We start from the raw sequence: 23,660 nt of genomic DNA, 5'->3' as shown, positions 1-23,660 counted from the left end.
GGTCGATGCCGGGTCATCCGTCGTGACGCGGCTCGTGGGTGCCCCGTGCCGGTTCGGGGTGCGCGGGGGCCTGACCGGTGGAGCCGTCGGCCGCCGGACGTCGCGGACCGCGACGACGTCGGCGAGGACGTGGTGCCCGTACCGGATCCTTGCGACGTTGGTTGCGGGCGGCAGCGGCCTTCTCGTACTCGTTGGGCTCGGTGCGGACGTTGTCGGCCTCGGAGCGCGCGAGCAGTTCGGGATCCTGGCTCAGGGAGTCCAGGACGTCGGCGGCGGCACGCGCGAGGCGGCGTTCGTCGGAATAGGTCAGCTTCTTCGGTAGATCCGACAACGGCACCCAGGCCACCTCGGCGACCTCGTAGTCGGCATCGGAGAGTTCACCGCCGATCGATCGCATCAGGTAGTGGTGCACGGTCTTGTGGATCCGCTTGCCCTCGCTGACGAACCAGTAGTCGATCTTGCCCAGCGAGGCGACGACGGTGCCCTCGATACCGGTCTCCTCGGCGACCTCACGCATCGCGGTCTGCTCGACGGTCTCCCCGGTCTCGATGTGCCCCTTCGGAAGTGACCACATCATGCGACCCCGTCGGTCGACGCGGCCGATGAGTGCGGCACACCGGTCGTCGGCCGGACCGTCGATGTTCGACACCACCAGGCCGCCGGCCGACGTCTCGCGGACGGTGCGCAGTCGCGGTCCGGCCTCGGGGTCGCCCGGGGTCGATCGGGGCGCCCGGCCCGCGGGGCGGACGGCCGCCGAGAGGTCCGACGGTTTGACCGCGACGGTGACGTCGCCATCGCTCTCGCGTGCACCGGCGACGGTGTTGTCGGGGGTGTCGGTGGTGGGGCGGCTCGGCTTGCGGCGTCGACCCCGACGCCCGCGTCGGGATCCGCCGGAGGGGATGTCCGACCGTGTCGGGGTGGGGCTGTCCGACGCCGTGCGGGCCGCGGTCGAGGCGTCCTGGCCCGAGCTGGTGCCCGTGGTCGTGGCGTCGTCGGCGGTCGAGTGGGCGTCGGGGACGGCGACGATGCCTGTGGCCGTCGCGGAACCCCGCCTGCGGCCGCCGCGCCTCTTGCCGCGCCGACGACGCGGATGTCCTGCGACATCGCGATTCGGCTCGGTGGGTTCGGCTGACACCCCACGATGCTAGCCGCCTGTAACCGCCCGTTCGGAGAACGGCGAGTGTTCCGGTTCGGAGAACGGCGAGGGTCGTGGCGGCGAGAACCGCGAGGTCGGCGACGCGGACCACGCGGTCGAGGGGTCGGTAGGCTGTCTCCTCGTGACAGCATCGGCCGGTCAGTCCTCCGACGAGCGCCGCACCCGTCTGCTGACGAACGCGGCGATCTCGTTGCGACAGTTCGCCGACGTCCTGACACCTCTCGGTGACCGTTTCGCCGAACGCGGTTTCTCCTTGTTTCTTGTGGGGGGCTCGGTGCGCGACGCGGTGTTGGGCCGGCTGGGGACCGATCTGGACTTCACGACCGACGCCAGACCGGCCGATGTACAGGCCCTGCTGCGCGGGTGGGCCGACGCCGTCTGGGACACCGGGATCGAGTTCGGCACGGTCAGCGCGTCGCGCGCGGGCCAACAGATCGAGATCACGACCTTCCGTGCCGACACCTACGACCAGGTGACACGCAATCCACTGGTCGAGTTCGGCGACACCCTCGAGGGTGATCTGGTGCGTCGGGATTTCACGGTCAACGCCATGGCGGTGCGTGTCGGCGCCGGCGGTGAGCAGGAGTTCATCGACCCGCTCGACGGGATGGCCGATCTGGTCCGCGGGGTGCTGGACACCCCGTCGCCGCCGGAGGTGTCGTTCACCGACGACCCGTTGCGGATGCTGCGTGCGGTGCGGTTCGTCGCGCAGTTGGGGTTCACCCCGGCCCCGCGGGTGATCACCGCCATCTCCGAGATGGCCGATGAGATACAGCGCATCACGGTCGAGCGTGTCGCCGCCGAACTCGACAAGATGATCCTCGGTGAGCACGCGGTCGAGGGCGTCGTGGCGCTGACCGACACCGGCCTCGCCGAGCGGGTGCTGCCGGAGATCCCGGGTATGAAGCTGGCGATCGACGAGCACCACCAGCACAAGGACGTCTACTGGCATTCGTTGACGGTGTTGCAGCAGGCGATCGATCTCGAGGAGGGTGATCCCGATCTCGTGCTGCGGTGGGCGGCGCTGCTGCACGACATCGGCAAACCGGCCACGCGGAGGCACGAACCCGACGGTGGGGTGAGCTTCCATCACCACGAGGTCGTCGGCGCGAAGATGGTGCGCAAGCGGCTCAAGTCGTTGAAGTATCCGAAGGCGGTGATCGAGGAGATCGCCACCCTGGTGTTCCTGCATCTGCGCTTCCACGGCTACGACGAGGGCAGGTGGACCGATTCGGCGGTCCGGCGGTATGTCACCGACGCCGGCGACCTGCTGCCGCGCCTGCACAAGCTGGTCCGTGCCGACTGCACGACGCGCAACAAACGTCGAGCTCAGCGGCTGCAACGCACCTACGACGACCTCGAGCGACGCATCGCCGTGCTCGCCGAACAGGAGGATCTGCAGCGGGTACGGCCCGATCTCGACGGCAACGCGATCATGGAGCTGCTGGGCGTGCCCGCGGGCCCGATCGTGGGGCGTGCATGGCGACACCTCAAGGAGCTGCGGCTCGATCGCGGCCCGCTCGAGCGCGACGAGGCGGAGGCCGCCCTGCTCGCGTGGTGGTCGCAGCAGCCAGATCGCCCGGCGCCATGACCGCTGTCGACATCATCTGACAACGCTCCATGGCGTAACCGTTTCGTTATCAAACGAGCCGCGGACGGTTACCGGGCCGTGACGTATGGCCCAGATGTCGCTACTCTGGGGTCAGGTCGAGACACTGGCCTCGCGAACGACTACTCCCCTCCTCCTCCGTGACCCGCACGATCGACCCTCCGGACACCCCGGATGCGATCACCAAGCAGCGTGAACCGATCCGCTGCTGTGCGGCTGCGAAACGGCGAGGGCAAGACGGGACACGTACACATGGTCACCATTCACGGGACCGCTCTCTCGGTCTTCACCTGCACACCCCCGACCATGGGTCGGTGAGGCGCATGTCCACCGACTCACGACCGGTACGCTCGGTACAAGACGAGGATTCCTTCGTCGGGGCGTTGGAGGTCTCTGTGCAGTTCGCGCCCGTACGTCGGCTCACCGACGGCGCTCTCGCCGCGGCAGAGCTGCAGGTGCGCGGTCCGGCGGGCTCGGCTCTCAGCACCGCGGAATCTCTCCGGCATGCTGCGCGCCTCATGCAGCAGGAGCACATCCTCGACAATCACAAGTTCGCCTTCGCCGCCACCGAGCAGGCACAGACGATCGCCGACATCCTCCCGCTCCTCGTCACGGTCGATCTCGATTCGCTCGACGACGACGACCTCGAGCCGACCCTCGAGCGGCTCGCGGTCTCGGTGCAGCCCGACGAGATGCTCCACAGTCCGCAACGCACCATGGCCAAGGTGGCCGCGGCGCGTCGCGCGGGTCGTGTCATCTGCGTCGACGGGCTCGGCGTCAGCGAATACGCCATCACGATGCTCGCGCTCATCGAGCCCGACGTCATCATCACCGGACCCGAGCTGCTCACCCGAACCACCGAACCCGACATGGCGCGGCTCGCGCACGCCCTGGCCGCGCACGTGGAACGTAGTCATGCGGTCGTGATCGCCGAGGGTGTCGATTCGATCGCGCTCAAGATGGCCGCACTGACCGTCGGCGCCACCTACGGCCTGGGCGATCTCTACCCCCCGGTCGACGATCCCGCGGAGTTCGGTGACGAGGCGGTCGTGCCCCTGCCCGAGGCGCCGGTGTGGTCGACCCCCGACGCCGGGCCGACGACGCCGTACGCCATCGGTTCGGCGGTGCATCACCCGCGCCGCGGGACCAAGCATCTGCTCATCGAGATGAGCAAGTCGTTGGAGGCCCAGGCGTCGGCCGCCGGTGCCGCCGTCGTGGTCCTCGGTACCTTCCAGCACGCGAAGTTCTTCACGCTGCTCACCGCGAAGCGTTGGAAAGATCTGGCCGACAAGACCGGTCTGGCCGGCGTGTACGGCGTCGGATTGGCCAACATGATCGACGGGAACGTGCAGCACGCGCCGCTCGACCCCGACGATCCCATGGCCGACGAATGGAACGTCGCGGTCCTCGGACCGCACTTCTGCGCGCTGCTCGCCGCGCGTGATCTGCATGACGAGGGTCCCGACCTCGAGCGCACCTTCGATTTCGTACAGACCTACGACCGCATGACCGTGACGCAGGCGGTGCACTCGATCCTCAGCCGGTTCACGGTTGTCTGATCCGACGTCCGCGAAGGGCAGCGATCTGCCCGCCGGTGACGAACACCGTCGACCCGTCGGGGTGTCGGACGCGACGGTGCAGGCCGCGGGCAAGGTCACCGAGGCTCTCGAATGGGTCGAACGGGTGCGTGGCCATCTCTACGAGGCACACCAGATGTCGGGCCACGCCGACCTGCTGTTCGGCGAGGCCGCGGACATGCTCGCCGAGGCCGGTCACGACGATCTGGCCGCGGACATGCGACGAGAGATCGTCGGGCGCAACACCTTTCCCGGCCGTTGGACCTTCCAGCTCGTCGAGGAGTTCGACGACGGTTACTACTCGGCGGTGAAGGACTTCGAGAGGCGCACGCGCGACGAGCTCCTCGACGGCCGACGTCATGTCATGGAGTCGGAGATGAAGGAGAGTCGCCGCACCCACGGCCGACCCGGTCACGAGGCCCGACCGAGCTGACCCGCACCGGCGGCCGAGACATCAGTTCAGCAGGTCTCGGTGCTTTGTGGGATGGTCGGCGTCGATCAGTTTGCGCGCGAGTTCGGCGACCTTGATGTTCGCGTCCTGGGAGAGTTTGCGCATCAGCTCCCACGCCTGCACCGCGTCGACGTCGAAGCGCTCCATCACGATCCCCTTGGCCTGACCGATGGTGTCGCGGCTCGCCAAGGCGCTGGCGAACTGCCCGTCACGGCGTGCCGAGAACAGGGCCAGCGAGGCGTGGGTGGCGACCGCCAGACCGACCTCCTCGGCCTCCTCGTCGAACACGTCTGCAGTGTCGGCGTACAGATTGAGTGCACCCATCGCGGCGTCGCCGCGATAGAGCTGGAACGACAGCGTCGAACGAACCGGGGTCTGGGATCGCACCGCGGAGGTGAACAACGGCCACCGTGTCTCGGAGTCGTAATCGGGTACACGGACGACGTGGTCGGCCCACGCGGCGTCGAGACAGGGTCCCTGCGCCTGGTCGTGCTGGATGGCGTCGACCCGGGCGGCGGTCTCGTCGGTGGGGGCCACCGAATTGATCGCTCCCTTCTCGACCAGGGTGATACCGCAGTGGTCGGTCCCCGGCACGAGGTGCAGTGCGCTCTCCGTCACCGACTGCAACAGCGATCGCTCGCTGTCCTCGCTGTTCTCTTCGAGCGCCCGCGCCAGCTCTGCCAGCGCGAGAAGCATGCTCGTATCGGTCTTCTCAGCCATGGTGGGGCCTCCTTGCCCGGCATTGTTGCACGGTGGGGCGTCGAGCGGTGTTGACACCCCAACGTCACTGGTCTGACTCGGGTCAGCGAGCCTGAAGTCCTCGGGTGGTTGTCGTCTGTCTCGATATCCCCTCGGAGGCCTGTACCCATGCGCTCTGTCATTCCCCAAATCAGCGTTGTGTCAACGCAATCGGCGCCCCATCGTGCGGATCCCCGCTCGTGAGTGATCGACGCGCGGTCCTCTTCGACATCGACGGCACCCTGGTCGATTCCGTGTACGCACATGTCGACGCGTGGCGCGACGCCTTCGCCCGGCATCAGATGTTGTTGCCGCACTGGGAGATTCATCGCCGAATCGGCAAAGACGGGTCGATCCTGGTCTCGGAGCTGATCGAGGTCGCCGGTGGCGACACCGGCTCCGATGATCTCCCGTCGAGCCTGTCGGAGGCCCATGACCGTGCTTACGCCGATCGATCCGATCAGCTCACCGTGTTGCCCGGCGCGCGCGATCTCGTGCGTTCGGTCGCCGACCACGGGATGGTCGTCGTGTTGGCGACGTCGGCCCCCGAACACGAACTGTCGCTGCTCCGTTCGCTGCTCGACGTGGACGACATCGTCGGCGCCGTGACCTCGGGCGCCGACGTCGACACGGCCAAGCCGGATTCGACCATCGTGGGGATCGCGCTCGACCGCGCCGGCGTCGGCGCGTCGGATGCGGTGATGATCGGCGACGCCACGTGGGATTTCATCGCTGCGAGCGATCGCGGGGTGCGCGGCGTCGGGGTCCTCAGCGGTGGTGTGGGCCGCGGTGAACTGCTGCAGGCGGGCGCGGCTGCGGTGTATCGCGATGCCGCGGAGGTCCTGGCGAGCGGGATCCTCGTCGCCGGTGTGCGCTCATGAGACACGGCACGATGCCGCCCCTGCCCGTGTCGCGATGCGTCGTGGTGGTCCCGGCGCACGATGAATGTGACGACCTCCCCGATGCACTCGCGGCGATCGATCGCGCGGCCGCGCAGGTGCGGGTACCGGTGCAGGTGGTGGTGGTCGCCGACGCCTGCGACGACGGGACCGCCACGATCCCGGGCGCCCACGTCGAGGTGCGCACCGTCGGCGCCCGGAACGTCGGCGTCGCCCGCGCCACCGGCTTCATCGGCTTCCCCACCGATCCCGATGTGTGGTTCGCGACCACCGACGCCGACTCCCGGGTCCCCGCCGAGTGGCTGGCGAGTCACCTCCGCCTCGCCGATGCCGGGGCAGACGCCGTCGTCGGCACCATCGCACCCATCGACTGGGCGCAGTGGCCGCACGACGCCGCGCAGCGGTTCGCCGCGCAGTACACCGACCGCGACGACCACCGGCACATCCACGGCGCCAACCTCGGGGTACGGGCCTCGGTCTACGGCGCATTGGGCGGGTTCGCGCCGTTGACCCACGACGAGGACGTCGATCTGGTGCACCGGATGGTGCAGGCGCGTCACCGGATCGCGTGGAGTGCGGCGGCACCGGTGTTCACCTCCACCCGCGTCCGCGGCCGTGTGCCCGCGGGCTTCGCGACCACCCTTCCCACCCTCCTCGGCGCCGGCGAGTCGATTCTCGACGATGCCCCGCGCGCGGTGGCGGGATGACCTCCACGATGACGAGCGGTGAGGCCGCACCTCGGGCGAGGCGTCTGGCCGAGACCGTTGGCCCGACCATGCCGCTACCCGGTCACGGACACACGCTCGACCGACTGCGCGCGCTGAGCGCCGCCGCGCGCACCGACATCTCCACCGGCCGCCTGCTCGAGGCCCACGTCGATGCCGAGGCGATCCTCCACGACCTGGGCGGCGCTGTGCCTGCGGCGGGTGAGCTGTGGGGTGTGTGGGCCGCCGAGGGACCACCACCGGCGCTCGCGGCGCGGCCGCGGTCCAACGGGTCGGACTCGTGGGTGCTGTCAGGCACCAAGCACTGGTGTTCCGGGGCGACCGGGTGCACGCACGCCGTGGTCACCGCATGGCACGACGGACGTCGCGTACTGCTCGCGGTCGATCTGGACTCCCCGGGAATCGTTGTCGGAGAGGATGACTGGCATGCGGCCGGTATGCGTGACACCGAAACTCACGCCGTCTCGTTCGACGAGACACCGGCGGTTCTCGTCGCCGACGCCGACGCGTATTTCGGCCGATCGGGCTTTTGGCACGGGGCCATCGGTGTCGCGGCATGCTGGTTCGGCGGCGCGCAACGGGTGGCGGAGGCCGTGCTCGACCACGGTCGCGACGACGACATCGCGCTGATGCATCGCGGTGCGGTGGAGGTGGCACTCTTCACCGGCGAGGCCGTGCTCGCCGCCGCCGCGGCCGCCATCGACGCGGCACCCGACGACACGCAGGCCGCTCAGGTGCTCGCGCTACGGGTGCGCGCACACATCGAGTCGGTGGCGGCCGAGATCATCGACCGCGCCGGTCGGAGCCGCGGGCCGGGGCCCCTGGTCGCCGACGCCGGCCACGCGGGCGCGGTCGCCGACCTCACCGTCTACATCCGGCAATCGCACGCCGAGCGTGACCTTGTCGCGCTCGGCCGGCTGTGCGCCGACATCGACGCGGGTGAACAACTGTGAGCGGCGCCGATCCCGCGCGTGGCCGGGGCGACGACCACACCGGCTCCGACGACACCGGATTCCCGGAAAACGGGATGGCCACCGCGGCGCAGTGGCGGGAGTGGCTCGCGTCGACCGCACTACCCGCCTTCGAACTCGCCACGCCGACGCAGATGCTGGTGGTCGCCGCCCACCCCGACGACGAGATCCTGGGTGCGGGTGGGTTGATGGCCGAGCGGATCGCTGCGGGCGGCGGGGTCACGGTGATGTGTCTGTCCGACGGCGCGGCGTCGCATCCCGGTTCCCCGACGGTGTCGCCCGACGACCTGCGGCGGATCCGGCGAGCCGAGCTGGACGCCGCGATGTCCGAGGTGGGGGTCGGGCATGTGCTGCATCTGGGCCTGCCCGACGGTGAACTCGCCGACTACCTCGCCGAATTGGAGGATGCGGTGATCGACGCCATCGGGATCCTCGGCGGTCACGACCTGGTTGTCGCGCCCTGGCGCGGTGACCGGCATCCCGATCACGAGGCGGCCGGGTGGGCCGCGGCCACCGCGGCGGTGCGTACGGGGTCGGTGTTCGCCGAGTATCCGGTGTGGATGTGGCACTGGGCCGATCTCGGCGACCCCGCCGTGCCGTGGGAACGGGCCCGCGCACATTCCCTCGCCGACGACGCACACGCCGCGAAGATGCGGGCGGTCGCGGCGTTCACCAGCCAGGTCCTCGATCTGTCCACCGACCCCGCTGACCGTGCGGTGTTGCCGCCACACATCCTCGACCGCCTGACCGGGCGCACCGAAGTGTTCTTCACGTGACCGATCCAGCCTACTTCGACCGCATGTACGCGCGGTCGGATGACCCCTGGGGTTTCGACGACCACTTCTACGAGCGGCGCAAGCGTGATCTCACCGTCGCCGTCCTCCCACGGCCACGTTTCGCCCGCGCCCTCGAACTGGGATCGTCGACGGGCGCACTCACCGAGCAGCTGCTGGGCCGCGTCGATCGCATCCACTGCGTCGAACTGCATCCACGAGGCATCGACATCGCCCGCCGTCGACTGACCGCCGAGGCCGAGCGGGTGCGGTTCGAGGTCGCCGACCTGAACACGTGGACCCCGAACGAGACCTACGACCTCGTGGTCGCCAGTGAGGTCCTCTACTACCTCGACGCCGAACCGCTGACGCGGGCGTTGGGGTGGATCCGAAACCAGTACGTCGCCGGCGCCACGGTCGTCGCGGTCGACTGGCGGCACCCGGTTCCCGAACACCGATGGTCGGGGGACGAGATCCACCGCCGTCTGATCGAGGTGCTCTCCCCTGCGACGGGTGGCTACCGCGACGCCGACGTGATCATCGAGATCTTCGAACCGGCGGGGACGGAATCGGTGGCTGTGCGCGACGGCCTCGCGCCGGGAGCTGGTGACACGCGGTCCGGCTGAGTCAGTCCTGCACGCGGGAGAGCACGAAGATGGTCGCGAGGCCTGCGCCGGCGAACAGTCCGAGCACGGCGCCGGCGAGCGCCAACGACCCCAGCATCGGCAGGGCGATCACGAAAAGGCAGGTCAGGAGCGCGAGCATTATCACGACGGCGTTGATCGACCGCCATTCGCGGCGGGTCGCCCGGCGTCTGTCGATGTCGTCGACCATGGTGGTCTGCTCGTTCATGAGACCTACGCTGACAGGCGCGGGTAGCAGCCCCGCATCCCGAGTCATCACAGTCCGGACTCGGAATGATCACGGTCGCATCACAACGGTGCGTTATCGTTTCGTGATCGTCGAATCGGTCTGGTTGCGATCTGGCCCAGCGGTGGGCAAGCCCGATATCGCGACCTACCGTCGAAGACATGGCTTCTTTCACCACACCCGGACTGACCGCTGACAGCGCTGCGACCGTGGTCGCGACGCTGCAGGAACGGTTGAGCGCGCTCAACGACCTGCACCTCACCCTCAAGCACGTGCACTGGAACGTCGTCGGAACGAACTTCATCGGCGTGCACGAGATGATCGACCCGCAGGTGGAACTGGTGCGCGGATACGCCGACACCCTGGCCGAGCGCATCGCCACCCTGGGCGACTCGCCCAAGGGCACCGCGAAGGCCATCGAGGCCAACCGCAGCTGGGACGACTACAGCCTCGGTCGCGACACCGTCCAGGCGCATCTCGGTGCTCTCGACCTCGTCTACGTCGGGTTCATCACCTCGCACCGCGACGCGATCGAGACCACCGGCAAGCTCGACCCGGTCACCGAGGACATCCTCATCGGACAGACCGCCGAGCTCGAGAAGTTCCACTGGTTCGTGCGCGCGCACCTGGAGAGCTACACCGGAGAGCTCGCCACCGCCGGCGCCACCAGCGAGAAGGCCGCCGCCGATCAGGCACGCTGACCTGCGACTTCAGTAGTCGCTCACGTTGTACCCGTGTGCCGCCGGCGCATGGTCCACGAAGACCCCGACATCAGTTCGGGGTGACGACAGGAGATTTTCATGGGGATTGTCGACAAGGCCAAGAACGCCGCTGAAGATGCGATCGGCAAGGCCAAGGAGGTCGTCGGTGACGTCACCGACAACAAGGATCTCGAGGCCGAGGGCAAGAAGGATCAGGGTTCGGCCGGCGTGAAGAAGGTCGGCGAGAACGTCAAGGACAAGCTCAGCTGACACAGGCTGACCAACGAAACCCGAATCGTCTGTGACGGTTCGGGTTTCGTCGTCTCCGGGTCGAAATCGTTGGCGGCCAGCACGTGTCATCACTTATCCACAGAACACCTGTGGACAGTGGGGATAAACCGCTGCAGAGCCTGTGGAGAACTCAGGTTCAGGGGCTGAGGAAATCCATTGCGGATGCGTCGATCTCGATTGTGACCGGTGTCACGCCGAGCAGCTCACCGTCGGCGGAGACCGGTGTGGGCTCGGCCGCCTCGACCGTGACGGTCGTCGCCCGCAGGGTGTGCACCCCGCGGTGCGTGACGTGTGTCCCGCGGTAGATCGTCGGGAACAGGCGCAGCAGTCGACGTCGTGAGGTGTGCTCCACCAGGGTGACGTCGAGCAGGCCGTCGTCGATGCGCGCCTGAGGGCAGATACGCATCCCGCCGCCGTAACTCGGCGTGTTGCCCACCGAGGCCATCACCAGATCCATCTCGTGCACGATCCCGTCGACGGTCACCCGGAACCGCCGGGGCCGCAGGGCCGCGATCTCGGCGACGGCGGCAAGTGCGTACCGCGCCTGCCCCCGTGGGTGCGCCATCCCGACCGCGCGTTCGGTGACGGCGGCGTCGAGGCCGATCGCCGCCACCGTGCCGAAGGTGCTCGTCGTCGCGCCGACGGTGAGTCGTGCGAGGTCGCAGCGACGGCTGTGACCTGAGGCGATGATGTCGATCGCACCGTCGATGTCCCGTGTCGGGATCTCCAGGGCGCGCGCATGGTCGTTACCGGTCCCGGCCGGTATCAGGCCCACGCGAACATGCGTCCCGCGCGCTGCGTCGAGCACCGGACCGATGGTGCCGTCGCCGCCGATCACGACGACCGCGTCGAGACCCGACGTCGGGTCCGCGGCCTGCGTCACCGCCTCGCGGGCGATCAGCGCGGCGTCGGCGGCCGAGGATCCCGACCGCGCGTCCACGGTCATCCCACGCGCGGTCATGGCTGCGATCGCCTCGCGAGCGGTCGCCATCGCCGCCCCGTTGCGCGACGTCGGGTTCACCAGCGCGACGACCGACGACACCGGCCCGCGGTGGGCGGAGGTCACGGGATCAGCGTCCCGGGGTTGAGCACGCCGGAGGGGTCGAGTGCGACCTTCATCGCGCGCAGTATCTCCACCCCGACATCGCCGATCTCCGCCGACAGGTAGGGACGGTGGTCGGCGCCGACGGCGTGGTGGTGGGTGATGGTGGCGCCCGCCTCGACGATGGCCGCGCAGGCGTCGGCCTTCGCTGCGGCCCACTGGGCCAGCGGGTCGTCGCCCATCCGGTAGACGACCGTGAAGTAGAGGGACGCACCGGTCGGATAGGTGTGCGAGATGTGGCACATCACCAGTGCCGGCGACCCGTCCGGCAGCCCCACAGCAGGTCGCGACAGTGCGGTGGTCAGCGCCGCGACCACCGCCTCCCGCAGCGCGGGGACCTTCGTCCAGGTGGTCGCGGTCTCGAGGGTCTCGCATCCGACGCCGATCGCCAGCAGTGCGTCGCGCAGGTAGGGGGCGCGGAACCGGCCGTGCTCCCACGCGTCGGCGGGTGCGGCACCCATCGAGGTGCCGCCCGCGGTCAGAAGCGTCTCCGCGGTGAGGTCGCGCCGCGCTGCGCACAGCGCGGCGTCACCCTCGAATCGGGTGATGGCGAGGACGCCACCGGCGACGGCGTCGTCGGCGACCCCGATTGCTCCGGGGCTGGCGAGGTTGACCCCGGTCTCGGTCTCGTCGGACAGCCGGAGCACCGTCGGGCCCGTCCCGCGCTGCACGACCGCGCGCACCGCGGCGGCCCCCTCGGCGAAGCTCGCGAAGTGCCACGCCTCGTTCACGGCGTGGGTCGGTGTCGGATGTACCCGCAGCGCGACCGCGGTGATGATCCCGAGGGTGCCCTCCGAACCGAGCAGCATCTGTCGCAGGTCGGGGCCGGCGGCCGATTTCGCCACCGGGCCGAGGCGGAGGGTCCCTCTCGGGGTGATCGCGGTGAGCCCGACGACCATGTCGTCGAACCGTCCATATCCGGCCGAGTCCTGACCCGACGAGCGGGTCGCCGCGAATCCGCCGATGGTGGCGAACTCGAAGCTCTGGGGGAAATGGCCGAGGGAGAAGCCGCGTTCGGTGAGCAGTTCCTCGGCGCGTGGCCCGGAGACACCGGCACCGAGCACCGCGATCCCCGAGGTCGTGTCGAGGTCGATGAGCGAATCGAAGCGGTTCAGATCGAGCGAGATGACGGCCCGGTGCCGCCCGGCGTCCGGGTCCAGTCCACCGACGACGCTCGTCCCGCCGCCGAAGGCGACCACCGCGACATCGGCCTGTGCGCACCAGGCGAGGATCGCGGCGATCTCGTCGTCGGATCCGGGGGCGACGACCGCGTCGGGTGCGTCCTGTGCGGTCGCGGTGCGACGCAGCAGATCGGGGGTGCTCTTGCCGCCGGCGCGCCGAAGGCGATCCTGCGGATCCACCGAGACGCAGCCCGCCCCCACGATGTCGGCGAGAGCGGCGAGGTCGTCGTCGGTCACGCGGGTCGGTGCGACGGTGACCTCGTCGATCGCGGGTGTCGGTCGCGGTTCGCCACTAACCCCGAGTGCGCTGCGCACGAGATCGAGGATGGCCGGCGAGAGGGTGGTCGCCTCCGCGGCGGTCCCCCAGGCGTTCCACTGCATCGGCGGCACCTCGATCCGTGGCGATCCGTGGGCACGAGCAGCAGACGGCGGCGCAATCATGCGTTACAGTTTTACACAACATGTCAACTAGGAACGACGTCCTCGATGCGGCACGTCGCTGTCTCGTCCGCGGATCCGGTCGCAAGCTGACCCTCGCCGAGGTGGCTCGCGAGGCCGGTGTCAGTCGACCGACCGTCTACCGTCGATGGCCCGAGGTGAGCGCGGTGATCCGGGATCTGCTCACCCGCGACATGACGAGCCTCATGACCGACCACGTCGTGGCCGTCGACGCCGCGATCGCCACCGCGCCGGATTCGAGTCCGCCGGAGGTGCTCGCCGCCCTCGTCGACGGCATCGTGGGCGCGGCCGTCGGCCTGAGCGAGGACCTGCTGTTCTCCTCGCTCCTGCAACGACAGCCCGATCTCATGGCGCCGTACGTGTTCCAGCGGCTCGGGGCGAGCCAGCGGGGTGTCCTCGACATCCTCGACAGTCGGATCACCCGGGCCCAACAGGTGGGCGCCGTCCGCGCCGGTGACTCGATGCGCCTCGGTGCGATGGTCCTCCTCATCACCCAGTCGGCGATCCAGTCACGTTCGGTCGTGGCTCCGGTCCTCGGCGGCGACTGGTCGAAGGAACTGACGCGCGCCCTGTGCGGTTACCTCACCCCCGTCGAGCCGGTGTCGGTGCCGACGCCCCCCGCCGACGCCCCGACCGACGGTGACAGGGAAAGCGATCCGGACGGGGAGCGACGATGACCGCACCGACCCACCCCTTCAGCGCCCATCCCTTCAGCGCCGACCTGGGCCCCGAACGCGCCCGACGCGACCGTGCGAGCCTGCAGTCCCGCCGCAAGCCGTGGGATGTCCTGGTCATCGGTGGCGGCGTCACCGGTGTCGGTGTCGCTCTCGACGCCGCGTCCCGTGGCCTGACCGTCGCGCTGGTGGAGGCCGAGGACCTCGCCTTCGGCACCAGCCGCTGGAGCAGCAAACTCGTCCACGGCGGTCTCCGCTATCTCGCGTCGGGTCGCGTCCGCATCGCCTGGGAGAGTGCTGTCGAGCGCCATCACCTCATGACGACGATCGCGCCCCATCTCGTGTCGCCCGTCGCCCAGGTGGTCCCCTCCTACTCGGCCGGCCACGGCACCGCCGCGCCGGGCATGCGCGGGCGGCTCGACGCCGCGGTGGGCAGCGCCCTCGTCGGAACGGGATTCGCGGTCGGCGATCTCCTGCGACGCGGTGCCCGTACACCGGCCGACGTCCTCGCCCATCCCGCCCGCATCTCCGCCGCGGAGGTGATCGCGGCGTGTCCTGCGGTCGAGACTGATGGACTGCGCGGCGGATGGCGCTCCTACGACGGACAGCTCATCGACGACGCCCGACTCGTCGTCGCGATCGCTCGGACCGCAGCCGCCCACGGTGCAGCGATCTGCACACGGATGCGCGCCACCGAGGTGACCGGCCAGGGCGCCACCGTGATCGACGGGATCACCGGCGACCACCTCGACATCCGTGCACGCTCGGTGATCAACGCGACCGGTGTGTGGGCGGACACCGTCGACCACTCCATCACGGTGCGCCCCAGTCGCGGAACGCATCTCGTGTTCGACGCCGCGACGCTGGGGCGCCCGACCGGTGCGCTCACCGTCCCGATCCCCGGCGCCCGCAACCGGTTCGTGTTCGCACTGCCCGAGCAGCTGGGCCGCGTCTACGCCGGTCTCACCGACGTCGACGCGCCGGGCCCGGTGCCCGCCGTCCCGCAGGCCTCCGACGACGAGATCGACTCGATCATCGCGACCCTGAACACCGCCCTCGCGCGCCCGGTGTCGCGGGCCGATGTGATCGGCACCTTCGCCGGTCTGCGGCCGCTCCTGCAGGCCGAGGGCGAGACCGCCGACCTCTCGCGGGAACACTCGGTCACCGTCGCCGCCGACGGGCTGGTCACCGTGGTGGGCGGCAAGCTCACCACCTATCGGACCATGGCCGCCGACGCGGTCGACGCCGCCGTCGCACGCGCGCGCCTCGAGGCCCATCCCTGTGTCACCGAGTCGATCCCGCTCGTCGGGGCACACGGACCGCGCAACCGTCGACTTCCCGCGTCGCTCATCGCGCGTTTCGGCGGCGAATCCGATCGCGTGGTGCAGACCGCCACGGTGAGTGCGCCGCTCGGACCGATCGCACGGGGTGTCGACGTCACGCGGGCCGAGGTCGAGTTCGCGATCACCGCGGAGGGCGCGGTCGACGCCGATGACATCCTGCATCGCCGCACGCGCATCGGATTGGTCGCCGCCGACGCCGATCGTGCGCGACCGGCCGTCACCCATCTGCTCGATCAGGTGCTCGCCGCGCACATCGGCTGACGGCGTTCCCCGTCTCGGCACGCGGTCGGCGACCTACGCTGAGGCGATGACGACAACGCAGGTCGCGTCCGGCATCGACGGCCCCGAGGTCGACGCGGCCGAACTCGAGCAGATCCTCTCCACCACCGAAGAGTTCGTGCGGACCAAGGTGATCCCGCGCGAGCAGGAGATCGCCGACGGCAACGAGATCCCCGCCGATCTCCGACAGGCCGCGCGCGATCTCGGCCTGTTCGGGTTCGCCATCCCCCAGCAGTGGGGCGGGCTCGGTCTCGACCTCGCGCAGGAGGTACGTCTGGCCGAGGTGCTCGGGTACACCAGCCTCGCCCTGCGGTCGATGTTCGGGACCAACAACGGCATCGCCGGGCAGGTGCTGGTGCAGTTCGGCACCGACGAACAGAAGCAGACGTGGCTCGAGAAGATCGCGTCCGGCGAGGTCGTCGCCTCGTTCGCCCTCACCGAGGACGGTGCCGGGTCGAACCCGGCCGGACTGCGCACGAAGGCCGTCGCCGACGGTGACGACTGGGTGCTCACCGGGGAGAAGCGATACATCACCAACGCACCCACCGCAGATCTGTTCGTGGTGTTCGCGCGCTACCGAGACGCCGACGACGACGGGCCGGGCATCGCGGTGTTCCTGGTGCCCGCCGACGCCGACGGTGTGAGTGTCGCCCCCGCCGACAAGAAGATGGGCCAGGAGGGATCACTCACGGCGACGGTGCATCTCGACGACGTCCGGGTATCGGCCGACGCCCTGGTCGGTGGCGACCCCGACGTCGGATACCGGGCGGCGATGACCATCCTCGCGCGGGGGCGCATCCACATCGCGGCGGTCGCGGTCGGTCAGGCGCAACGTGCGCTCGACGAGTCGGTGACGTCGGCGGCGGTGAGCACGCAGGGTGGGAAGCCCGTCGGGGCCAACCAGTTGGTGCAGGCGATGATCGCCGACATGGCAACGCAGGTGATGGCCGGACGGACGATCGTGCGGGAGGCCGCGCGGCAGTGGGTGGCCGAGACGGACCGGCGTATCGCGCCGTCGATGGCGAAACTGTTCTGCACCGAGATGCTCGGCACCGTGGCCGACACCGCCGTGCAGGTGCACGGCGGTGCCGGGTACATGCGGGGCGTCGTGGTCGAGCGGATCTTCCGCGACGCCCGGCTGCTGCGTCTCTACGAGGGCACCAGCGAGATCCAACGCCTCATCATCGGCGGTGGACTGGTCAAGCAGGCCACCAGACGCCTGCAGTAGGAGCTACTTGCGGAGACGCTTCACGATGAAGAGCAGGATCACCGAGCCGAGGAGCGCGGTGAGGAAGGTGAAGAACCAACCACCGCTTGCGGTGTCGAAGGCGAAGCTCAGCAGGAAGCCGCCGAGGAACGCGCCGATGACGCCGACGATGACGTTGAGGACGATGCCCATCTGGGCGTCGGTGCCCATGAACTTGCTGGCGATCCAGCCGGCGAGGCCGCCGATGATGATGTAGCCGATGATGCCGACACTGGTCGTGGTGGTGGAACGTTCCGCCAAGATCTCGACGGCGACTGCGGTTGTGCTGATGATGACTCCTCGGTCTGGTGTTCGCGGTTGGAGCGGACGCCCGTGCGGTGGTGATGCACGAGCGGAGGAGTGCTCGTGGTCTGAACGCTCGGTCTCACGGTACGGGTCGCCGACGGGCGTGACGTCCTTTTGGCCACGCGCCTCGGCGCCCGAAGTGTCCGTATCCTGACGGTCACGATGTCCAATCTCCCGTTCGTCGCGGTCCTCCTCGCGTTCATCACCGCCGTCCTCCATCTGCGTTTCGTCCGCGCCACCCGCCTGCCGCGTCGCGTCGCGATCGGCGCCGACGTGGGTCTCGTGGTCGCCGGGATCCTCGCGCTGATCGGGTTCGGGTCCGGGTCGGCGTTCGACCCCGCGTGGTCACGGTGGCCCGCGTTCGTGGGGTGGACATGGATGGCGGTCGTGCTCTACCTGTTGCTCGGCACCCTCCTCCTCGGTCTCGTCACCCTGGGGATCCGTGTCGCCCATCTCGGCCGTGGCCGCGACCTCACGTCGATCCGACTGCGCACCAACCGCATCGGCTCGACCCTGGTGGTCGTCGCATCGGTCGCGGCGGTCGCCTACGGGCTGACCGAGGCGGCGCACCCCCGCGTCACCCGGACCACCGTGGCCCTCGACCGTCTGCCCGGTGCCTTCGCCGGGACGTCGGTGGCCCTGGTCTCGGATCTGCACGTGGGCCCCTCGCGCGGTGTGGGTTTCGTGCGCGAGGTGGTCGATCGCATCAACGCCCAGCGTCCCGACATGGTGATCCTCGACGGCGACCTCATCGACGGGACCGTCGAGCACGTCGGGAGTGATCTCACACCGCTGCGGGACCTGTCCGCACCGCTCGGGGTCTTCGCCGTCAGCGGGAACCACGAGTTCTACGCCGACGACGGCGGGCGATGGCTCGATCTGTGGGACTCGTTGGGGGTCCACGTACTCCGCAACGAGCGGGCCACGGTGACGCGAGGCGGTGCGCAGATCGACGTCGCCGGCATCAACGACGCGACCGCGCCGCGCCCCTACGAACCCGACCTCTCCGCCGCGCTCGCGGGACGCGACCCGAACCGCTTCGTCCTGCTCCTCGCCCACCAACCGCTACAGGCACGCGGGGCATCCGATTCCGGTGTCGACATGCAGGTCTCGGGTCACACCCACGCCGGACAGATCTGGCCGCTGCGCTATCTCGTCCCGCTACAGCAGCCCACCATCGAGGGCCTCGACACCATCGGCGACACCACGATCTACACGACCCGCGGTGCCGGGGCCTGGGGACCGCCGGTGCGGGTGGGTGCCCCGCCGGAGATCTCGATGCTGACACTGAGTCCCGCGTGAGCCCGGTGCACGGGGAGGGTCAGTAGCCCATGCCGCGCAGCTCGGTGGCGAGGGTGTCGAGGTGCTCGCGCTGGACGTCGAGGTGCGGACTGATCCGGAGGACCGACTGTTCGGTGAACAGTGGTGCCCTCCACGATTCAGCACAGGTGGTCAGGATCCCCAAGGAGCGCAGTCGTTCTCGCGCAGCGGAAACGTCGGTGGGTCCCCACCCCGGGGGCGGTGCGAGGGTGACGATCGCCGACGGCTCGTCGATGGGCTCGAGCAGCTCCCAGCTGCCCACACCGTGGAGCCGTTCCCGCGTGTATTTCCCGATGGCCGCCAGTTCCCGACGCACCCTTTCGAGGCCGAAACTGGCCAACTCCTGCACGGCGACACCCAGGCCGATCCGTCCGGCGATGAACGCCTCCGAGCTCTCGATCTCCACCGGCCGCAACGAGTCGGCGCGCACCGCGAGGAAACCGACACCTCGGGGGCCCGCGATCCACTTGCGGCTGGTGCCGTAGACGATGTCGGCGCCGGTCACGCAGTCGACCTGACCGAGTGCCTGCGCGGCGTCGACGACCACCGGGACACAGGCCCGGTGCGCCAGCTCGACGATCTTCGCGGCCGGCTGCACGATCCCGCTGTGCGATCCGACATGACAGACGTGGATGACATCGGGTTGTTCGAACTGCAGCATGTTCTCGAGCGCATCGAGATCGACCCGGCCGTGCACATCGGTCGACGGCATCGTGTGCACCGCATATCCGCGCCGCTCGAACTGGTCGAGGTTCGGTCCGTACTCGTTGGGACACACCCACACCGTCGCCGACATCGGCAGATTCCAGTAGGTGAGCAGCGCCCGCAAGGCCGCGAGGGCGCTCTCCCGGAACGCGAGTTCGTGCGCGTCGTGACCGACCATCGCGGCGATGTCGCGCCGACACCGCGCGACCTGATCGGCGGCCTCCTGCGCGGCGATGTAGGCGCCGCGTTCGGACTCCCGCCACAGGTGCGCCGTCACCGCCTCGATCACCGCGTTCGAGGAGCGCGACGCCGCGGCGGAGTCCAGATGCACCGTGCGCGGTTCCACGCGGGCGCGATGCCACATCTCGCCCAGTTCGCTGATGTACATGAGGGCCTTTCGCCGACGAAGCGAGTGTCACGCTACCCGTCGGGACGCCGACCGATCCCCGGCCCGTCTCGAGTGGAATGGTCGGCTCGCCGGGAGGTGGAACCGTCGCCTCATCGGGGACGTCATAGCGACATGGACTTTCTCGGCGCCCCTGACGATCTCACGCCCGACGACCCGACCGACCTCGCGGCCGATGGCGCGGAGGAGTCGGCGTCACCTGCGCATCCGCTGCTCTCCTACACGTTCGGGACGGGTGACGGGGCCGCCACCGAGTGGTCGTCGCCTGCCGACCGCGACCTGTCCGGCGACGGCATCGCCGATGCGGTGGCCGTCGATTTCGACGGCGACGGTCATGTCGACGACGCGATGTGGGACTCCGACGGCGACGGTCGGGCCGATCTCGCCGCCCTCGACGTCGGCGGCGACGATCCCGACCGTTTCTACTCCGACACCGGCCGCGGACTGTGGGACCACCGGGTTCACGACGTGCATGTCGGTGCCGAACCGACCGCACGGTCGACCGATCCGGCCGCGACCCCGATGCCGCCCGCGTCGGTGACCACTCCGGTCCCCGAGCCGGATCCGGCCGAGAAGCCCCCTGACGATCGCCGCGATCTCGACGGGGACGGCCGATCCGACGACCGGATCATCGACCCCGACTCGTCGGGCCGCTCCACGGTGGGACTGGTCTTCGCCGGTTCCGACGATCCGCAACCGGTGCGGGTCCTGATCGACCTCGACGGCGACGGTCAGTTCGACGGTGTCGTGATCGATGCGGACGCCGACGGTGTCGCCGACTCCTGGGCGTTGCGGGGGCAGTCCGGTTTCGCGGACCCGGCCGCCTCTGCGGAGGCGCGGTGAGTCGCGGGGTCGTCAGCGAATCTGCGTTTCGGCGAGTAGACCGCCCGGACGGCGACGAGCGCGACGAGATAGATCACCGCGCCGGCCGCCGGCAACCCGGGTGAGTGACCGTTCTCGGCGATCACCAACGCCGCCACGGTCACCGCGGCCACGTAGGCGACGTTGAACACCGCGTCCTGAAAGGAGAACACCTGGCCGCGGACGGCGTCGTCGGTGTCCATCTGCATGGCGGCGTCGCCGCACAATTTGGCGATCTGTCCGATCAACCCGAGCACCAGCGCCGCCGCGCAGATCACGATGCCGTTGAACGTCAACAGCGTCAGTTCGGCACACACACCGACCGACAGCGCCGCGTACAGGGTGATGCGTCGGCCCCACCGGGCCACCGAGATCGGGGTGAGGACGGCGGCGAAGAACATGCCCACCGCGGTCATCGCCGCGACGAGTCCGACGCCGGCGATGCCGCCGCCGAGGGTCGAGTGTCTCGTGAGGACGAGAAGCATCAGGGTGTTGAGGCCGAACACCAGTCGATGCGCGCCGATCGCGGTCAACGCTCCCGAGACCCCGCGGGCCCGGGCGACCGCGCGTGCGCCGTGGATCAGTCCGACGGCGACCGCCCGCATCGCGGGGCCGCGGGGGTGGTCGGCGCTGACCGGAGCGCCTTCGGTGTCGGGATGATCGGGGCCGAGGGCGAGGTGCGCGAAGCCCACGGCGAGCGCGGCGCCGAGCAGGGCGATCACCACCGCACCCATGGTGGTCGCGGCGCTCCCGGAGTTGTCCGAACCGAACGCCGCGCGCAACGCGAGCGCGAGCCCGGCGCCGACGGCGAGAGCCCCCGAACCGATGGTGGTGAAGAACGCGTTCATGCCGATGAGCGCCTCGCGGTCGACCACATGCGGCAGCGCCGCCGACAGCCCGCTGGCCACGAAACGGCTGGCGCCGGTCACCACGAGAGCAGAGATCAATACCACCGTGTCCGGTGCGCCGACGGCGATCGATGTCGCCACCGCGCCGATCAGGAAGGCCCGCGCGATGTTGGCCCAGATGAGCACCGTCCGTCGGTCCCAGTGATCGAGCAGGGCGCCGGCGAAGGGGCCGATCACCGAATACGGGAGGAGCAGTACTGCGAGACCCCCGGCGACCGCCAGCGGGTCGGCGTGCCGCTCGGGGTTGAACAGGATCGCGCCGCCGAGCGCGGCCTGGAACAGGCCGTCGGTCACCTGGCTGCTCAAGCGCACCGCCAGCAACCGCCCCAGTCCGGGGCGGCCGTGGAAGGCGCGCAGGAAACTCACTCGACCGAGGGTACAAACCGCGCGGGCGGAGCGCGGGGTCGCGCGCTGTGAGAATCCTGACGAACGGTGACCCTTCACAGAAGACCAGTCGGTCGATCGGGACGTCGGAGCGGCCCGCCCCGGTCGACCGCGCGTGCCATGATGGTGATGTGGCCAGGTCAGAGGACCCCGAGGACGTTCCCGGTGAGGGTTCGCGCGAACACGACGCGGTCGGCGAGGGATTCGACGCGAGCTGGGACACCGTGGAGGCGGGGCGAATTCGCGCGGGCAGCCTGCTGATCGCCGCCACCACACTCACCGAACCCACCTTCCGCCGCGCGGTCATCTACATCGTCGAGCACAACGACGCGGGCAGTCTCGGTGTGGTGGTCAACCGGATGAGCCAGACCGCCGTCCACAATCTTCTTCCGCGGTGGACCGACATGACGGCGGCACCGCCGGCGGTGTTCATCGGCGGTCCGGTGAAGCAGGACTCCGCCCTGTGCCTCGGTGTCGTGCGGCGGGGTGTCGATGTCGACACCGTCGCCGGGGTGCGACCGGTCGACGGACGCGTGGTGCTCGTCGATCTCGACGCAGACCCCGAGTATCTCGCCGGCGCCCTCGAGGGCATCCGTGTGTTCGCCGGCTACTCGGGCTGGGGTATCGGCCAACTGGACGACGAGCTCCGCCACGATTCGTGGTTGGTCGCCTCGGCGCTCCCGGGTGATCTCCTCGCCCCGGCGAATGCCGACGTCTTCGCCGACGTTCTGCGCCGCCAGCCGTGGCCGCTCCCCCTCCTCGCGACCCATCCCATCGACGTCGGCCGGAACTGACGACGTGCGCGTACTCGTGGTCGGTGCCGGCGCGGTCGGCGGGTTCTTCGGATCCCTACTCCTCGGCGCCGGTCGCGACGTCACCTTCCTCGTCCGGCCCGCCCGCGCCGAACTGCTGGCCGCCGAGGGGCTGGTGGTGCACGACGGCTCGTCCACGACGGTCACGCGTGCGCAGACCGTCACCGCCGACAGGCTCGGCGAGACCTCCTGGGACCTGGTGATCCTCACGGTCAAGGAGCAGGCGCTCGAGGCCGCCGTCGTCGACATCGCGGCCGCGGTCACCGCCGACACCCTGGTGTTACCCCTACTCAACGGGATGCGTCATCTCGACCGGCTGCACAACGCCTTCGGCGACGCGGTGCTCGGTGGGGTGGCCGTTGTCGCGAGCCAGCTCCGCCCCGACGGATCGATCGACCTCCTCGGCCCCGATCGCTTCATGCGGTACGGCGAACTCGCGGGCGCGCTGTCCCCGCGTATCGAGGCGGTCGACGCGACGCTGTCGGGAGCCGGCTTCGACACCGTGTGCTCGTCGGACATCGTCACCGACATGTGGGACAAGTGGATCTTCCTCGCGTCGGCGGCGGCACTCACCACGCTGTTGGCGTCCACGGTCGGCGACATCACCGCCACCGAACACGGACCCTCGGTCGCACACGCGGTCATCGATGAATGTGCCTCCGTCGCCCGGGCGTCCGGTGTCATCGTCCGTCCACAGGTCATCGACGGTGCCCGCGCGCGACTGGTGGCGGAGGGTTCGCCGTTCACCGCGTCGCTCTACCGCGACATGGCGGCCGGCCGCGACGTCGAGTCCGACGGTGTGGTCGCCGATCTCGTGCGCCGCGCCGCGGCGCACGGTCTCGCCGTCCCGCTGCTCGCGGCAGCGTCGGCCAATCTGGAGCTGTATCGCTCCCGACGTGCCCGTGGCTGACGG

Annotated in this window: 25 protein-coding genes; 17 read left to right on the top strand and 8 right to left on the bottom strand. The window is 69.6% G+C overall.

Annotated features, from left to right (window positions below):
- Nucleotides 1-13 precede the first annotated feature (13 nt).
- Nucleotides 14-1,135, bottom strand: coding sequence for an NUDIX hydrolase (locus ACLBW1_RS02180; protein ID WP_447809818.1), 1,122 nt, complete (start codon nucleotides 1,133-1,135; stop codon nucleotides 14-16).
- Between the two features lie 142 nt (nucleotides 1,136-1,277).
- Here ACLBW1_RS02180 and ACLBW1_RS02175 point away from each other — a divergent pair, with 142 nt between their 5' ends.
- The 3 genes from ACLBW1_RS02175 to ACLBW1_RS02165 all read left to right on the top strand — a co-directional run bounded on the left by ACLBW1_RS02175 (nucleotide 1,278) and on the right by ACLBW1_RS02165 (nucleotide 4,775).
- Complete coding sequence (locus ACLBW1_RS02175; protein WP_447809817.1) at nucleotides 1,278-2,747, top strand: CCA tRNA nucleotidyltransferase; 1,470 nt, start codon at nucleotides 1,278-1,280, stop codon at nucleotides 2,745-2,747.
- Nucleotides 2,748-3,088: 341 nt separating this feature from the next.
- Complete coding sequence (locus tag ACLBW1_RS02170) at nucleotides 3,089-4,324, top strand: DICT sensory domain-containing protein (RefSeq protein ID WP_447809816.1); 1,236 nt, start codon at nucleotides 3,089-3,091, stop codon at nucleotides 4,322-4,324.
- The gene (locus ACLBW1_RS02165) at nucleotides 4,317-4,775 is read left to right on the top strand and encodes a hypothetical protein (RefSeq protein ID WP_447809815.1); all 459 of its coding nucleotides are present in this window, start codon (nucleotides 4,317-4,319) and stop codon (nucleotides 4,773-4,775) included. The genes ACLBW1_RS02170 and ACLBW1_RS02165 overlap by 8 nt, the downstream gene beginning before the upstream one ends.
- A 21-nt stretch (nucleotides 4,776-4,796) precedes the next feature.
- On the opposite strand, the gene ACLBW1_RS02160 is transcribed toward ACLBW1_RS02165, so the two are convergent.
- Nucleotides 4,797-5,513, bottom strand: coding sequence for a GAF and ANTAR domain-containing protein (locus ACLBW1_RS02160; RefSeq protein WP_447809814.1), 717 nt, complete (start codon nucleotides 5,511-5,513; stop codon nucleotides 4,797-4,799).
- A 218-nt stretch (nucleotides 5,514-5,731) separates the two neighbouring features.
- Between ACLBW1_RS02160 and ACLBW1_RS02155 the strand changes: the two genes are divergently transcribed.
- Genes ACLBW1_RS02155 through ACLBW1_RS02135 form a run of 5 tightly spaced genes read left to right on the top strand, consistent with a single transcriptional unit; the run spans nucleotide 5,732 to nucleotide 9,525 of the window.
- Nucleotides 5,732-6,412, top strand: a complete 681-nt coding sequence (locus ACLBW1_RS02155; protein ID WP_447809813.1) for an HAD family hydrolase — start codon at nucleotides 5,732-5,734, stop codon at nucleotides 6,410-6,412.
- 11 nt (nucleotides 6,413-6,423) lie between these two features.
- Nucleotides 6,424-7,137, top strand: a complete 714-nt coding sequence (locus tag ACLBW1_RS02150; protein WP_447809812.1) for a glycosyltransferase — start codon at nucleotides 6,424-6,426, stop codon at nucleotides 7,135-7,137.
- Complete coding sequence (locus ACLBW1_RS02145) at nucleotides 7,134-8,108, top strand: acyl-CoA dehydrogenase family protein (RefSeq protein ID WP_447809811.1); 975 nt, start codon at nucleotides 7,134-7,136, stop codon at nucleotides 8,106-8,108. Before ACLBW1_RS02150 ends, ACLBW1_RS02145 begins: the two co-directional genes overlap by 4 nt.
- Nucleotides 8,105-8,902, top strand: coding sequence for a PIG-L deacetylase family protein (locus ACLBW1_RS02140; protein ID WP_447809810.1), 798 nt, complete (start codon nucleotides 8,105-8,107; stop codon nucleotides 8,900-8,902). The genes ACLBW1_RS02145 and ACLBW1_RS02140 overlap by 4 nt, the downstream gene beginning before the upstream one ends.
- Nucleotides 8,899-9,525, top strand: a complete 627-nt coding sequence (locus ACLBW1_RS02135; protein ID WP_447809809.1) for a class I SAM-dependent DNA methyltransferase — start codon at nucleotides 8,899-8,901, stop codon at nucleotides 9,523-9,525. The genes ACLBW1_RS02140 and ACLBW1_RS02135 overlap by 4 nt, the downstream gene beginning before the upstream one ends.
- 1 nt (nucleotide 9,526) lies before the next feature.
- Here ACLBW1_RS02135 and ACLBW1_RS02130 read toward each other — a convergent pair whose 3' ends face one another.
- Nucleotides 9,527-9,751, bottom strand: a complete 225-nt coding sequence (locus ACLBW1_RS02130) for a hypothetical protein (RefSeq protein WP_447809808.1) — start codon at nucleotides 9,749-9,751, stop codon at nucleotides 9,527-9,529.
- Nucleotides 9,752-9,930: 179 nt separating this feature from the next.
- Between ACLBW1_RS02130 and ACLBW1_RS02125 the strand changes: the two genes are divergently transcribed.
- On the top strand, nucleotides 9,931-10,470 hold the full coding sequence (locus ACLBW1_RS02125; RefSeq protein ID WP_447809807.1) for a Dps family protein: 540 nt from the start codon (nucleotides 9,931-9,933) through the stop codon (nucleotides 10,468-10,470).
- 99 nt (nucleotides 10,471-10,569) lie between these two features.
- On the top strand, nucleotides 10,570-10,740 hold the full coding sequence (locus ACLBW1_RS02120) for a CsbD family protein (protein WP_447809805.1): 171 nt from the start codon (nucleotides 10,570-10,572) through the stop codon (nucleotides 10,738-10,740).
- Nucleotides 10,741-10,897: 157 nt separating this feature from the next.
- Here ACLBW1_RS02120 and ACLBW1_RS02115 read toward each other — a convergent pair whose 3' ends face one another.
- The gene (locus ACLBW1_RS02115) at nucleotides 10,898-11,827 is read right to left on the bottom strand and encodes a diacylglycerol/lipid kinase family protein (protein WP_447809804.1); all 930 of its coding nucleotides are present in this window, start codon (nucleotides 11,825-11,827) and stop codon (nucleotides 10,898-10,900) included.
- Nucleotides 11,824-13,425: an FAD-binding oxidoreductase gene (locus ACLBW1_RS02110; RefSeq protein WP_447809803.1), complete on the bottom strand. Its 1,602-nt coding sequence runs from the start codon at nucleotides 13,423-13,425 to the stop codon at nucleotides 11,824-11,826. The genes ACLBW1_RS02115 and ACLBW1_RS02110 overlap by 4 nt, the downstream gene beginning before the upstream one ends.
- A gap of 80 nt (nucleotides 13,426-13,505) precedes the next feature.
- Between ACLBW1_RS02110 and ACLBW1_RS02105 the strand changes: the two genes are divergently transcribed.
- From ACLBW1_RS02105 to ACLBW1_RS02095, 3 genes are read left to right on the top strand one after another with little or no spacing between them, the layout of a single operon-like run.
- Complete coding sequence (locus ACLBW1_RS02105) at nucleotides 13,506-14,180, top strand: TetR/AcrR family transcriptional regulator (RefSeq protein ID WP_447809801.1); 675 nt, start codon at nucleotides 13,506-13,508, stop codon at nucleotides 14,178-14,180.
- Nucleotides 14,177-15,781 (top strand): glycerol-3-phosphate dehydrogenase/oxidase, encoded by a 1,605-nt coding sequence (locus ACLBW1_RS02100; RefSeq protein WP_447809800.1) that lies wholly within the window; start codon nucleotides 14,177-14,179, stop codon nucleotides 15,779-15,781. The genes ACLBW1_RS02105 and ACLBW1_RS02100 overlap by 4 nt, the downstream gene beginning before the upstream one ends.
- Before the next feature lie 46 nt (nucleotides 15,782-15,827).
- A complete protein-coding gene (locus ACLBW1_RS02095; protein ID WP_447809798.1) occupies nucleotides 15,828-17,027 on the top strand; it encodes an acyl-CoA dehydrogenase family protein in 1,200 nt (399 codons plus the stop codon).
- A gap of 3 nt (nucleotides 17,028-17,030) precedes the next feature.
- Here ACLBW1_RS02095 and ACLBW1_RS02090 read toward each other — a convergent pair whose 3' ends face one another.
- A complete protein-coding gene (locus ACLBW1_RS02090) occupies nucleotides 17,031-17,306 on the bottom strand; it encodes a GlsB/YeaQ/YmgE family stress response membrane protein (RefSeq protein WP_447809797.1) in 276 nt (91 codons plus the stop codon).
- Between the two features lie 207 nt (nucleotides 17,307-17,513).
- Between ACLBW1_RS02090 and ACLBW1_RS02085 the strand changes: the two genes are divergently transcribed.
- Entirely contained in the window at nucleotides 17,514-18,653 is a 1,140-nt protein-coding gene (locus ACLBW1_RS02085) for a metallophosphoesterase (protein WP_447809795.1), read from the top strand.
- A gap of 19 nt (nucleotides 18,654-18,672) precedes the next feature.
- Here ACLBW1_RS02085 and ACLBW1_RS02080 read toward each other — a convergent pair whose 3' ends face one another.
- Nucleotides 18,673-19,764, bottom strand: a complete 1,092-nt coding sequence (locus ACLBW1_RS02080) for an aminotransferase class V-fold PLP-dependent enzyme (RefSeq protein ID WP_447809794.1) — start codon at nucleotides 19,762-19,764, stop codon at nucleotides 18,673-18,675.
- A gap of 132 nt (nucleotides 19,765-19,896) precedes the next feature.
- On the opposite strand from ACLBW1_RS02080, the gene ACLBW1_RS02075 reads away from it, so the two are divergent.
- Entirely contained in the window at nucleotides 19,897-20,625 is a 729-nt protein-coding gene (locus tag ACLBW1_RS02075) for a hypothetical protein (RefSeq protein WP_447809792.1), read from the top strand.
- Here ACLBW1_RS02075 and ACLBW1_RS02070 read toward each other — a convergent pair.
- On the bottom strand, nucleotides 20,514-21,917 hold the full coding sequence (locus ACLBW1_RS02070) for an MFS transporter (protein WP_447809791.1): 1,404 nt from the start codon (nucleotides 21,915-21,917) through the stop codon (nucleotides 20,514-20,516). The two genes, ACLBW1_RS02075 and ACLBW1_RS02070, sit on opposite strands and share 112 nt — an antisense overlap.
- Before the next feature lie 149 nt (nucleotides 21,918-22,066).
- On the opposite strand from ACLBW1_RS02070, the gene ACLBW1_RS02065 reads away from it, so the two are divergent.
- Both ACLBW1_RS02065 and ACLBW1_RS02060 read left to right on the top strand, forming a co-directional pair.
- Entirely contained in the window at nucleotides 22,067-22,729 is a 663-nt protein-coding gene (locus ACLBW1_RS02065; protein WP_447809789.1) for a YqgE/AlgH family protein, read from the top strand.
- 4 nt (nucleotides 22,730-22,733) lie between these two features.
- On the top strand, nucleotides 22,734-23,657 hold the full coding sequence (locus ACLBW1_RS02060; protein WP_447809788.1) for a 2-dehydropantoate 2-reductase: 924 nt from the start codon (nucleotides 22,734-22,736) through the stop codon (nucleotides 23,655-23,657).
- Nucleotides 23,658-23,660: the final 3 nt, after the last annotated feature.

The sequence above is a fragment of the Williamsia sp. M5A3_1d genome (assembly GCF_053345315.1).
The sequence above is the reverse complement of the archived record's forward strand: the minus strand, read 5'-3'. Positions and strand labels throughout refer to the sequence as shown.